Origin of the sequence: Fulvivirga sp., from assembly GCF_040220315.1 — a bacterium.
GTDB lineage: Bacteria > Bacteroidota > Bacteroidia > Cytophagales > Cyclobacteriaceae > Fulvivirga.
Map to the genome: position 1 here is coordinate 1 of NZ_JAVJUY010000137.1, position 12,117 is coordinate 12,117.

The 12,117-nt window shown below is 37.4% G+C and carries 11 protein-coding genes; 4 read left to right on the top strand and 7 right to left on the bottom strand.

What is annotated here, in order from left to right; genetic code table 11:
- Positions 1 to 83 precede the first annotated feature (83 nt).
- Positions 84 to 1,331, bottom strand: a complete 1,248-nt coding sequence (locus RLO81_RS06435; RefSeq protein ID WP_350108893.1) for an aminotransferase class I/II-fold pyridoxal phosphate-dependent enzyme — start codon at positions 1,329 to 1,331, stop codon at positions 84 to 86.
- A 166-nt stretch (positions 1,332 to 1,497) separates the two neighbouring features.
- Here RLO81_RS06435 and accC point away from each other — a divergent pair, with 166 nt between their 5' ends.
- The 3 genes from accC to RLO81_RS06450 are packed head-to-tail and all read left to right on the top strand — an operon-like array spanning position 1,498 to position 4,837.
- On the top strand, positions 1,498 to 2,991 hold the full coding sequence (gene accC, locus RLO81_RS06440) for an acetyl-CoA carboxylase biotin carboxylase subunit (protein WP_350108896.1): 1,494 nt from the start codon (positions 1,498 to 1,500) through the stop codon (positions 2,989 to 2,991).
- A 6-nt stretch (positions 2,992 to 2,997) separates the two neighbouring features.
- Complete coding sequence (locus RLO81_RS06445; protein WP_350108899.1) at positions 2,998 to 4,299, top strand: DUF1015 domain-containing protein; 1,302 nt, start codon at positions 2,998 to 3,000, stop codon at positions 4,297 to 4,299.
- On the top strand, positions 4,265 to 4,837 hold the full coding sequence (locus RLO81_RS06450) for a Maf family nucleotide pyrophosphatase (RefSeq protein ID WP_350108902.1): 573 nt from the start codon (positions 4,265 to 4,267) through the stop codon (positions 4,835 to 4,837). Before RLO81_RS06445 ends, RLO81_RS06450 begins: the two co-directional genes overlap by 35 nt.
- On the opposite strand, the gene RLO81_RS06455 is transcribed toward RLO81_RS06450, so the two are convergent.
- From RLO81_RS06455 to RLO81_RS06470, 4 genes are read right to left on the bottom strand one after another with little or no spacing between them, the layout of a single operon-like run.
- Complete coding sequence (locus RLO81_RS06455) at positions 4,827 to 5,921, bottom strand: glycosyltransferase family 4 protein (RefSeq protein WP_350108905.1); 1,095 nt, start codon at positions 5,919 to 5,921, stop codon at positions 4,827 to 4,829. The two genes, RLO81_RS06450 and RLO81_RS06455, sit on opposite strands and share 11 nt — an antisense overlap.
- Positions 5,918 to 6,754, bottom strand: coding sequence for a class I SAM-dependent methyltransferase (locus RLO81_RS06460; protein ID WP_350108908.1), 837 nt, complete (start codon positions 6,752 to 6,754; stop codon positions 5,918 to 5,920). The genes RLO81_RS06455 and RLO81_RS06460 overlap by 4 nt, the downstream gene beginning before the upstream one ends.
- The gene (locus RLO81_RS06465) at positions 6,751 to 7,509 is read right to left on the bottom strand and encodes a glycosyltransferase family 2 protein (RefSeq protein WP_350108911.1); all 759 of its coding nucleotides are present in this window, start codon (positions 7,507 to 7,509) and stop codon (positions 6,751 to 6,753) included. The genes RLO81_RS06460 and RLO81_RS06465 overlap by 4 nt, the downstream gene beginning before the upstream one ends.
- Positions 7,506 to 8,489 (bottom strand): glycosyltransferase family 9 protein, encoded by a 984-nt coding sequence (locus RLO81_RS06470; protein ID WP_350108914.1) that lies wholly within the window; start codon positions 8,487 to 8,489, stop codon positions 7,506 to 7,508. Before RLO81_RS06470 ends, RLO81_RS06465 begins: the two co-directional genes overlap by 4 nt.
- A gap of 107 nt (positions 8,490 to 8,596) precedes the next feature.
- Here RLO81_RS06470 and RLO81_RS06475 point away from each other — a divergent pair, with 107 nt between their 5' ends.
- Positions 8,597 to 9,616 carry a YncE family protein gene (locus RLO81_RS06475; protein WP_350108917.1) on the top strand — a complete coding sequence of 340 codons (1,020 nt, stop codon included), beginning with the start codon at positions 8,597 to 8,599 and terminating at the stop codon, positions 9,614 to 9,616.
- A 188-nt stretch (positions 9,617 to 9,804) separates the two neighbouring features.
- Here the strand turns inward: RLO81_RS06475 and RLO81_RS06480 are convergent, their stop codons facing one another.
- Positions 9,805 to 11,178: an efflux RND transporter periplasmic adaptor subunit gene (locus tag RLO81_RS06480; RefSeq protein WP_350108920.1), complete on the bottom strand. Its 1,374-nt coding sequence runs from the start codon at positions 11,176 to 11,178 to the stop codon at positions 9,805 to 9,807.
- Positions 11,179 to 11,180: 2 nt separating this feature from the next.
- The coding region (locus RLO81_RS06485) for a TolC family protein (RefSeq protein ID WP_350108923.1) at positions 11,181 to 12,117 on the bottom strand (937 nt) is incomplete at its 5' end.

Below are 12,117 nucleotides of genomic sequence, written 5' to 3' on the forward strand. Positions count from 1 at the left end.
AATTTTTTTGTTATTATTTCGAGATGCCAATATACTCAAAATGTAGTTAATTCAACTAATTAACCGCTTTTTTTTGATTTTTTTTATCGAGTTATTGTCATTATCTCCTCTCTCTTATAAACACCTTCATCTAACTTGGTCTTCACAGAGGCAAAAGCTTTAATTGTTTCCTCAACATCCGCCAATGTATGGGCAGCCGTAGGTATCAATCTTAGCATAATAATGTCTTTAGGCACTACAGGGTACACCACCATTGAACAGAAAATGTTATAATTCTCTCTCAAGTCAACAGTCATGTTACCGCCTTCACCTATTCCTCCATGAAATAACACCGGTGTTACACACGATTTAGTGCTTCCAATATCAAAACCATGTTTTTTCAAGCCTGATTGCAAGGCATTTACAACCGTCCAAAGCTGCTCTCTTAATTCTGGCTTAGTCCTAAGCAGTTCTAAACGCTTCATTGCTCCAACTACTAATGGCATTGGCAACGACTTAGCATATATTTGAGAACGCATAGTGTATCTTAAGTAAGTGATGATACGCTCATCGCCACCAACAAAAGCACCAATACTTGCCATAGATTTGGCAAAAGTTGAGAAGTACAAATCTATCTCGTCTTGAACTCCTTGCGCCTCGCCTGCTCCGGCACCAGTCTCTCCTAATGTACCAAAGCCGTGGGCATCGTCAACAAATAATCTGAAATTATACTTTTTCTTTAACTCAACAATGCTTTTTAAATCACCTTGATTTCCAGACATTCCGAATACACCTTCTGTGATAACCAAAATACCACCACCAGTTTCATCCGTTATTCTCTTAGCTCTTTTCAGTTGAGTTTCAAGATTCTCTATGTTATTGTGCGGGTAAACAAACCTTTTACCTATATGCAATCTTAAACCATCTATGATACAAGCGTGAGATTCAGCATCATAAACGATTACATCTTTTCTATCAACAATTGCATCAATAATAGAAACAACCCCCTGGTATCCGTAATTTAAGAGCATTACAGATTCCTTTTTGATAAAATCAGCAAGTTGCTCTTCTAATTTAATGTGATTTACTGAATTCCCTGACATCATTCTTGCACCCATCGGATAAGCAAGACCCCATTGTGCGGCAGCATCAGCATCAGCCTTGCGTATTTCAGGATGATTAGCCAAACCAAGGTAGTTGTTCAAACTCCACGTCAACACCTCTTTACCATTAAATTTCATTCTTGGAGCAATCTCCCCCTCTAATTTTGGGAACATAAAATAATCTTTCGGTAAATGTGAAAACTTACCTAAAGCCCCTTCTGCAACGTTCAATTTTTCAAATAAATCCACTCGTATATACGTTTTAATTATTTATTGTGCTTTCACTAAAAAACACACAAAGCTAACATTAATAATGGGTTTTATCAAAACAGAAGGCATTTGAAATATAAAAATGAGATTTAGATTTTAACAATTAATTATTTAGCATTGTGAGTGATAAAAATAAGTCGATCTTATGCCTAAAATAAACAAGATTTTAATAGCAAATAGAGGTGAAATAGCATTACGTATAATGCGCACAGCCCATGAAATGGGCATAAAAACAGTGGCTGTCTACAGTGAAGCAGACCGAAATGCTTTGCATGTAAGATATGCTGACGAGGCCGTTTGCATAGGGCCACCTTCATCGGCCCAGTCTTATTTAAATGTGAATAAGATCATTGAAACTTGTAAAAGGTTAAATGTAGATGCCATTCACCCTGGCTATGGGTTCTTATCTGAAAATGCCGCGTTTGCAAAAACTGTTACAGACAATAATATTATTTTCATTGGCCCTTCGCCTCAAGCAATAGAAACTATGGGTTCTAAGCTGGCAGCCAAAGCAGCCGTAGCTAAATATGATGTTCCCCTGGTACCAGGTACAGAAAAGGCAATTGATGATATAAATGAAGCAAAAGAAATTGCCAAAGAAATTGGCTACCCAATACTTATTAAAGCAAGTGCCGGTGGTGGTGGAAAAGGTATGAGAATTGTTGAAGGCGAGAAGGATTTTGAAGAACAAATGAACCGTGCCATCAGTGAAGCTAAATCTGCTTTTGGTGATGGGTCTGTATTTATAGAAAAGTTTGTAACCTCTCCAAAACACATTGAGTTTCAGATACTTGGCGATCAGCACGGAAATATTGTTCACTTATTTGAAAGAGAATGTTCCATACAAAGAAGACATCAAAAAGTTATTGAAGAGGCACCATCTTCTTGCTTAACTCCTGAAGTGCGTGAAGCTATGGGAAAAGCGGCTGTTGGAGTAGCCAAAGCCTGTGATTACTATGGCGCAGGTACAGTAGAGTTTATTGTTGACGATAAGCTGAACTTTTACTTCCTGGAGATGAATACAAGGCTGCAAGTGGAGCACCCGGTAACGGAAGAAATTACTGGGATAGACCTTGTAAAAGAACAAATTAAAATTGCTGAAGGTGAAAAATTGCCATTTAAACAGGAGGATTTATCCTTTAATGGACATGCGATTGAGCTAAGAGTTTATGCAGAAGACCCTGCCAACAATTTTCTTCCTGATATTGGCAGGCTAATTACTTACCGTAGACCAGAAGGCCCCGGTGTTAGAGTTGATGATGGGTTCGAAGAAGGAATGGATATTCCGATCTATTATGACCCAATGATTGCCAAACTTACAGTTTATGCTGATACACGTGATAAAGCCATTGCACGAGCCTTGCGTGCTATTGAAGAATATGAAATAAGTGGCATCGCAACTACATTGGATTTCTGTAAATATGTACTAAGCCATGAGGCTTTTACCTCTGGAAAATTTGACACAAAATTTGTAGATCAATACTTTTCTCCTGATAAGCTTAAGCAAGAAACAACTGAAGAAGAAAATAAAATTGCTGCAGTATTAGCTGCCAATATTTTAAATAAACAGTCTGATAAAAAAGACAATAAGGAGGTTGAAAGAAAGGTGAGTAAATGGAAACAGCGCGCCTGGAAATAAGTTAATATGGCAGAAATAAAACCTATTCGTCCATGGAGATTTAATGATGAGCTATCAAAAAACATAGATAATCTCACCTCCCCGCTCTTTGACGTTGTATCCGACAAGCAGCGTGAAAGTTTATATCAAAATCAGTACAACAGCATTCATTTATCAGTTCCTAAAGGCCCAGATGCTGCTGAAAGTGCCAAGAAATTATTAAAAGAATGGAAAACTTCTGGGGTAGTTAAGCAAGACGAGATTTATGGAATCTACGTTTACTATCAGTACTTCACGCTACCCGGTAGCCACAAAGAATATTGCCGTAAAGGCTTTATATGTAACTTAAAAGCGTACGACTGGGATGAAAAAATGCTTTTAAGACACGAAAACACTATGCCTGGCTCGGTGAACGATCGTATAGAAATACTTGAAAAAACTCAGCTGAATGTGAGTCCTACACACGGCCTTTATACGGATGAGACTTTTGAGTTAGAGCAATACATGGATGAGAGTATGAAAACCCCAATTTATGAAACGGAAGATTATCAGGGGGTAAGAGATGTGTTAAGTGTAATACATGATGCTGAAATAATAAAGAGATTTGTTGCTTTAATCGAGGAAAAACAGATTATTCTTGCCGATGGTCATCATCGATACGAAGGTTCGTTGATGTATCGCCAAAAGATGATGGCAGAAAATAAGAACCACACTGGAAAAGAGGGCTTTAATTATCATCTCATGTTTTTAACAAATACTGAGGCCGATGATTTAAGAATTCTCCCAACACATCGACTGATTAAAAACATTGCAAACTTTGATCCTCAGGAGTTATTAAAGAAACTCGAGCCTTACTTTATTTTAAAACCAGTAGATGACCCCCACAATATCAACGAAATCATTCTAGGTAAACCATGGGCATTTGGGTTGTTATTTAAAGATTTTGCCATCAAAGTGCGATTGAAACCTGAAATGATTAATGAGATAAAGTGGAACTTCCCACAAGAAATCAAAGAACTCGACTTAACAGTAATGCACTATTTCATTATTGAAAAAGCATTAGGTATCGAGGGTAAAGATCAACGTGCATCTGATAAGTTAATTTTTGATAGAAGCTTTGGCGATTGTTTGGCTAAGGTTATTACAGAAGAGGTTCAAATGGCCATTATCACCAATGACATATCTATGGAAGATGTGAAAAAGGTGTGTTATAGCGGTTATACGATGCCTCAAAAATCTACCTACTTCTACCCTAAAGTTATTTGTGGGTTCTTGTTCAGTTCAATTAAAGAAGATGAATTTCAATCGCCCCTTTATTCTTGCTTCTAAATCACCCAGAAGGCAGCAATTACTGAAAGATGCCGGTTACCAATTTGAAGTGCTCACCAAAGAAGTGGACGAGTCTTTTCCTGATGAGCTAAACCCGAAGGATGTTGCGGCTTATCTATCTAGAAAAAAAGCCGATGCCTTTTCAGAAGACATAAACGATGCCGTGCTCATCACCGCTGATACAGTTGTGAAAGTAGGTAATACAATTCTTAATAAACCGGCAGATGAGAATGAGGCTTACGATATGCTTACGCTCCTCAATAACAGTAGCCATGAAGTAATCACTGGCTTTACTATCAAAGACAAATCGAAACAAATCACTAAATCTTGCACTACCTTAGTGCACTTCAGAAATTTGGACGAAGATGAAATATGGTATTACATCAAAAACTATAAACCTTTCGATAAAGCCGGTGCGTATGGCATTCAGGAGTGGATTGGGATGGTAGGAATTGATAATATTGAAGGATCCTATTTTAATGTGGTTGGCCTACCAATACATGCCATTGTTGAGGAATTAAAAGAATTCAACCAATAACTTCCTGATAGACTTTCAAAGTCTTTTTGGCTGTCTCTTCTTTCGAGAAATTCTTAATATGTGCTTTTGCGTTAGTAATTAACCGTTGCTTTAACTCGTTATCAGAGGCCAGCCTTAAAACCGCTTCAGAAAGATGGTTGGAGTCCTTGACAGCACAAAGAAGACCTGTTTGTTCATTGATGACTAGTTCAGGAATACCCCCCGCATTAGTGGCAACCACAGGAATGGCATTAGCAAAAGCATCAATGATTGAAGTGCCTAATCCTTCAGTTTTAGATGTAATTAAGAACAAATCGAAATTTCTGAGATATTCTATTGGATTTGTTACAAACCCTGTAAAACTAACATGATCACCTATGCCCTGGCTATAGCAATACTTTTTAATTTCAGCCTCAAGTGGACCATCTCCCAGAATAAAAAACTTGCATTTAAAACCGCTTTGTATAATTAGATAAGCAGTATCGATAAATGTAAAGTAATCTTTATGATCTGCCAGTGCAGAAGTGTTTCCTATGATAAATGTTGAGTCATCTATTTTATACTGTTTTCTTAGATCAAGCTCATCCGAAGCCTTAAATTTCTTTAAATCAACGCCACTATGTACGGTAATGCATTTGTCTGCATACTTTTTACCCAAATACTCTAGCATAATATCACGTATCGCATCAGAAACACAAAGGATCTTCTTAATGCCTTTAAATGTATATTTCCATCTGGTTAAGAGACTGGAGCCTGGCACGAAGTCAACCCTTCTTGATACAATAAATTTAGCCTTGCAGCCTCTTAAATGCGAATAAAAAGCCACCGTATGTCCTTTGGAAGTGTGTACATGAACTAGGTCAAAACCTTTTGATATTTTTTTTAAATCTTTAGCACCTTTGAAAAAGCCCTTTACACCGGAAAAATGACTTGTATGGCACTTTATTGAATGGGAATTGCAGTATTCCTCAAACTCAGAACCTGCCTGACATAACACTTCATTTTGTACACCCAAATTGTGAAGTTCATCAATCAAGTAAGCAATCTGCTGTTCACCGCCCCTCCAACTTCTTTCGCTTGAAATATGTAATACTCGTAGTGTCACTTCTTCCTTAAAACGATTCTAAATCCAGATTTAAACAAGTATTTGTCCATCCATGAGTTCTGCACTTTCCCGTTTTTAATCTGCTTTACATCATTACTCATGTGCAAAGTTTCAAACCCAAATTTGGTAGTTAACAGTTCAGAAAACCGATGTGGGTTATAATAGGTCAAATGCTGCCAGGCATCGTAGTAACTGCCCTTCTTCTTTCTTAGCCCAAGAAAATCAAGTGTCTTTTTAATCTTAATAGAAAGTGAATCTATATTTGGAGTAGCCATATATAGGATTCCTCCAGTCTTTAATATGTTACTAATCTTGGCGAGATATTCTCCGGGGTTTTTCGGGTGTTCAATCACATGATTCATGTAAACGCAATCGTATGAATTGGCAGGTAAATCTATCTCTTCAAATTTCCCGGAATACATTTGAATTGAAAATTTATCAGCCAACTCTTTCGTAAAAACAGGATCAACTTCATAGCCTTCAACCTCCCAGCCCCTATCTCTGGCCACTTTCATATCAAATCCATTACCAGAGCCAATGGAAAAGAATTTTCCTGGTTTTATATACTTTTCTACCAATTCAATATTATCTGCATGCTTGGCAAATCTAGGATTCTCTTCATCTCCATATCTGTGATGTTTGAAATCCTTCTTCTGATACTCTGCATAAAAATCACTCAGATACTGATCTGTGTACTGCGGATTCATGAACTTCATTTTGCAATTATTGCATTTGAAAATTCTGATTCCCTTATGATCTTTTGTATAAAACTTTGTATCTCTTGAGCCACATAAGATGCATTCTCCCAACTCCTTATCAAAGGTAAACTTCATTTACTGCTGTTTAAAACAAATAGTTTGGCATATTTCTGGAACTTATAAAATGCACCATTTATGCATACAATAAAACCGTAATAGCCGTCTAAGATACCAAGCTTTAGAAAATAGTTCTTAATAAATAGCCAAAATGGGTATATCATCAAATGAGTTAAAAAATAGGCTTTCTTGCCTCGCTTATGACTTTCCTGAGCCGCAATAGTGGTAAACTTATCTATCTGCTGAATATGCTGGCTTATAGTATGAAATGAATAATGTAGAATATCTCCTTTTAGATGTTGGATTTTTACCCCATCTTCCACTTCAACTGAATCATGAGGATTGACTCCGCCCCACTTACCTTCCTTTCTATTCCAAAATCTAATTTTTGAATCTGGATACCAGCCGCAATGATGAATCCATTGCCCGCAATAAGATGTAAGCCTATTCATCCTAAATGCCTGATTAGAAATATTGGCATTTTTAATCTTGTTTAGAGAATCAATAAGTTGTTCTGAAAGCTCTTCATCAGCATCCAATGATAAAATCCATTCATAGGACGCTGCCGACATTGCAAAGTTCTTTTGCTCTATATGGCCCTTGAACTTGTTTTGAATGAACTTTGCTCCCAGCTCTTCTGCAATTTCTTTGGTTCTATCTGTAGAAAATGAATCTACAACCAATAATTCATCGACCACTTTGCCTAAAGATTCCAGGCAGCGCCTTAAATTTTGCTCTTCATTATATGTTATTACTACTCCTGATACCTTCATTTCATAGCAAGTTGATCAAAACTAATATGCTCAGCGCACTTAAAATGACCTTCCGGGCACGCTCGATAGCCATGCAATCCACAAGGTCTGCAAGATAGTGACTCTTGCACTTCCACAATTTTAGTGGAATCCGATAATGGTCCAAACCCAAAACCCGGTACTGTTGAACAAAATACGGCTGTTACCGGAGCATTTACTGATGACGCGAAATGCAATGGTGCAGAATCATTGACATAATTCATCTTAGCCTTTTCTATGAGCGCTACAGAGGCTAGTGGCTTAAGCTGCCCAGCGAGGTTAGTAACCAAAGTATTAGTAGTTGCATTCATTATTTGCTCACACAAATCATTATCAGAAGGTGCCCCAATTAAATACACGTGCAATCCTTTCTCCAATTTATTAAGAAACTCAATCCATTTATGTGAAGGAAACTGCTTGGTAAACCACACCGATGCCGGGGCTACTGTAATATATTCATTTGATTGATATGATTCTACTGATTTATAATCATCAGCTGATGGATACAATCTTGGTCTCATTAGATTAGCATCCGTGAAAGACTCTATCAACACTTGGTTTCTTTTCACTTCATGATCTTTGCCGTTGGGTTCGATTATATGATCAAAAGACTGTGAGAAGAGAAAAGATACCGGGTTCTTCTTAAATCCTATTGTACGTTTAGCTCCGGACAAAACAGTAATTATCCCAGAAGACAAAAAACGTTGCAAGTTGATAATTAAATCAAATTTTTCCTGTCTGAAACCAGCGATAAGACTTCTGGCGCTTGCGATCTTTTTGCCTTTATCTAATATCCAAAGCCTGTCTATTTTAGGATGCCCATTAAGAACAGCTTCATTTCCTTTCCTCAGTAAAAAATGGAGCTCCACCTCAGGCAGTTGTGACTTGATTTTCTCCACTAAAGCAGTGGCCAAAACCACATCGCCAAGAAATGCCGTTTGTATGACAAGTATTTTATTCACTTTTTACTTAATTGCCGTGTGAAGATAATTTTATTCATTAGAGAGACCAAATGAGAATCAATAAAGCTAGTGTGAATAATAACCCGTTGAAATTTAAAATAGTAGTTATGAAACATTTACTATTTAACCTTTTGTATTTCTGCTCATTACAATCCATTGCACAGCCTTTTGGTAAAGGTGAATTGTTGGTATTGAATAAATCCGATCATAACGTTTCATTTATATCACTTGAAACAGGAAAGGAGACTGCCGTTGTAGGAGTAGGAAAAAACCCTCACGAAGTAGCTCTATCGCCTCGCGGCAACTATGCTGCCGTTACAAACTATGGATCAGGCGAAAACCCAGGCAATTCTATTTCTATTATTGACATTGTAAAACGAGAAGTAATTGATATTCATCAATTTAATGAAGGAATTAAGCCACATGGTATTCAATTTGTAAATGATGAAGTATTCATTTTCACAGCCGAAGGCACACAAAGCTTTTACATAGTAAAACTAACCGGTGAGGTAGTTAAAGTGATTAATACTGCCCAAAGGATCAGCCATATGTTGGCGTATGATTACAAATCTCAATTAGCTTTTGTTGCCAATATAGGATCAGGCTCTGTTACCGTTATTGACATAGTCAAACGAGAAAAATTGAAAGACATTATTACTGGTGGCGGAGCAGAAGGTATCGCTGTTCATCCTAACGGAACCGAGGTATGGGTTACCAACAGAGAAGATAATTCAATTAGCATTATTGACATTAAGACATTAAAAGTTATTGAAGAACTTACAACTGAAGACTTTCCAATTAGAGTTCAGTTCACTACCAATGGCAGCTTGGCACTAATATCTTGTGCTAAATCTGGTACAGTGATGGTTTTTGATGCAAAGACAAAGTCTAAAATTAAATCCATTGCCATTAACGAACAAGAAGTTAAGGACAATGAAGGCCGGCTGTCTTCATCATTTGGAGAAGGTCCTATTCCTATTGGGATATTAATTCATCCTTCTGATAAATTTGCTTATATCGCAAACACAAATGCAGATATCCTCACTATGCTTGACTTAGGCAAACTCGAGATTTGTGGAAGAATTAGTACGCGTAGTGAGCCCGATGGTTTGGGTTATATAGAATAAAAGAGGCTGTCAAAAAAGTAGTCTCGTTTTTTCGTCTAATTAATAGTTGATCAACTAACTAGTGATTGGCAGCAACGCAATGAAATTATTGAGTTAGACCTGACAGGTTTACTAGAACAAGTGCAGCAGTTTAATTTAATGCTTATTTATTTAGCCAATTAAACTTGTCAGGTCTTATCAAATTAAGGCTATTCCTCCTCTTTCTTCATTTCCCTTTTTTCCTCTTTTTTCTTAATGGCATCACCGTCATTCAAACGCTTAGATACTACTAAAAACGGACCGGATACTACCTCATCTCCTTCTGCTACACCGCTTAATATTTCAATGTTCTCATAGTCACTAATACCAGTATTTACTTCAACCATTGTTGCTTTTCCTTCTTTGTTTATGAATACCACTTCTTTCACCTCCTCATCTTTACCTGATTTTTCAGTTTCTGCTGTTGTCTCTGAATCATCTTCCTCTCCTCTTTTCATAAAACCTACTCTCTCACCAGGTTTTCTCGTTGTTACAGAAGCTAATGGAACAGTAAGTACATTCTCTTTTCGTTCTGTAATAATTTCCACACTTGCTGTCATACCTGGCCTGAATGGATACTTGTTTCCTTTTTTTATCAAATCTTTATACGAAGAGTTAAGTATTTTTATTCGTACTTCAAATTCAGTGACAGCATCTGGTGAAGCCTTATCGTTAGCAGTGTTTGCAATAGCTGTTACCAAGCCTTTAAACTCTTTTTCCAGGTGACTATAAGAATCAACATCAATTAAAGCTGTATCACCTAAAGAAACCCTGATAATGTCATTTTCATTAACGTTCACTCGCACTTCCATCTGGTTTAAATCAGCAATACGCATCATCTCGGTACCCTGAAATTGCTGTGTTCCTAAAACAGTCTCGCCTTTCTCCACATTCAACTTAGAAACGGTGCCCGTCATAGGTGAATTAACAGTAGCCCTTCTTAGGTTTTCCTGAGCCTGATCCAACTGTGCTTCACTACTTTTAACTATAAATTTTGAAGCTTCTACAGACTCTTTTGCTGATTTTAAATCGTTTTCTGATACCGTATAATTTTGTTGAGCTAATTGCCAGTCAGCCTCAGAAATAACTTTATCTTCAAATAGCTTCATCTGGCGCTCATAGTCTTGCTTGGCTCTCAAATAAGTAGCCTCTGCCCTTGCTAATGAAGCTCTGGAAGACGCAAGATTGGCTTTTTGTTGATTTAATGAGGCTCGCGCTTGTTCTGCGGCAGCAATAAAATTATCAGGTCTAATTTTAGCAAGTACATCGCCTTTTTGTACAGAATCCCCCTCCTCTACATTTAGAACAATTACCTCACCAGACACCTCCGGGCTCAATTTAACTTCTACAACAGGTTGCACCTGACCAGAAGCGCTCACCTTTTCGGTGATTGATACTTTCATTGCTTTAGCTAGTTCTACTTCTGTTTCCTTGGCCTTACCTATCCAGCCGGCTTGCTTAGCGACTACCAAAAAGATGATGAGTACTACAAGCCCTCCAATAGAATAGTAGAGCCATTTATTTGATTTTTTTGCTTTTGCCATAATTAAAATTCTAAGGGTTTTCCTTGATAGAAATCGAGTATTTTTTGTCTGAAAATAAAATCGAATTTTGCTCTTAATAAATCAGATTTTGCCTGGAACAGATCGTTCTCAGCTATCTGATAATCAACATAATTTGCGGCACCTACTTCGTACCGCTGTTTTATAACTCTAAAAGACTCTTCTCTTGCTTCTACTTGTTTTTGTGAAGATTCATAAGACTTTGCAGCAGCAATTACATTATTATAAGCTTGCTCTATTGTTTGCCACAATTGGTATTTTGTTTCCTTTTCAGTTAAATCCGCACGACTTTGGGTTATCTGAGATCGCTGAACGTTGTTTCTCGCTGCAAAACGATTAAATATTGGAATGCTTAAGTTTAAGCTCAAAAACTTCCTTAGTTGATCTTCATACTGCTCTGTAAAAGGATAATCAGGTAGGACCTGCCCAGAAGGTATCTCCTGTTCAGCGATAACAGGCGTGCCGGTACCCTGCACAAAACCTATTTCTTCCTGAATAATTACTGGCGCTCCTCCATCGGGTACAAACCTAGGACCATCAGCTACATCTGAATATTGAGTACTTAAACCTGCATTTAAACTCAAGGTTGGGTACAATGTACCTTGCTGGGTTTTAACTCCGTATTCGGCACTTTTAGAATTTAATTCTGCAGCTTTAATATTAGGCTGGGAACTCAAAGCAATATTATAGATTTCAATGGCTGATAAATCCATCACAGGATTAATATCAATTTCAGCTTCAGGAAGCGCAATGTCAATACTTTGCTCTGGAGGGAGTTGGAGTGCCTGCTTCAGCTGTATTCGTGCATTGTTATAATCATTTTCCCTGTTGACCTGATTGAGCTCATTGGTTGCCTTTTGAGCTAATAAATCAAGTAAATTAGCATTTGGCAAAGCTCCTGCTTCTACCCTTTTTCGGGTT

What these genes read in the sequence shown, in the direction of transcription:
- accC (WP_350108896.1), top strand. Translation starts at nt 1,498, where the DNA reads ATGCCTAAAATAAACAAGATTTTAATAGCAAATAGAGGTGAAATAGCA.
- RLO81_RS06445 (WP_350108899.1), top strand. Translation starts at nt 2,998, where the DNA reads ATGGCAGAAATAAAACCTATTCGTCCATGGAGATTTAATGATGAGCTA.
- RLO81_RS06450 (WP_350108902.1), top strand. Translation starts at nt 4,265, where the DNA reads ATGAATTTCAATCGCCCCTTTATTCTTGCTTCTAAATCACCCAGAAGG.
- RLO81_RS06460 (WP_350108908.1), bottom strand. Translation starts at nt 6,754, where the DNA reads ATGAAGTTTACCTTTGATAAGGAGTTGGGAGAATGCATCTTATGTGGC.
- RLO81_RS06465 (WP_350108911.1), bottom strand. Translation starts at nt 7,509, where the DNA reads ATGAAGGTATCAGGAGTAGTAATAACATATAATGAAGAGCAAAATTTA.
- RLO81_RS06475 (WP_350108917.1), top strand. Translation starts at nt 8,597, where the DNA reads ATGAAACATTTACTATTTAACCTTTTGTATTTCTGCTCATTACAATCC.
- RLO81_RS06480 (WP_350108920.1), bottom strand. Translation starts at nt 11,178, where the DNA reads ATGGCAAAAGCAAAAAAATCAAATAAATGGCTCTACTATTCTATTGGA.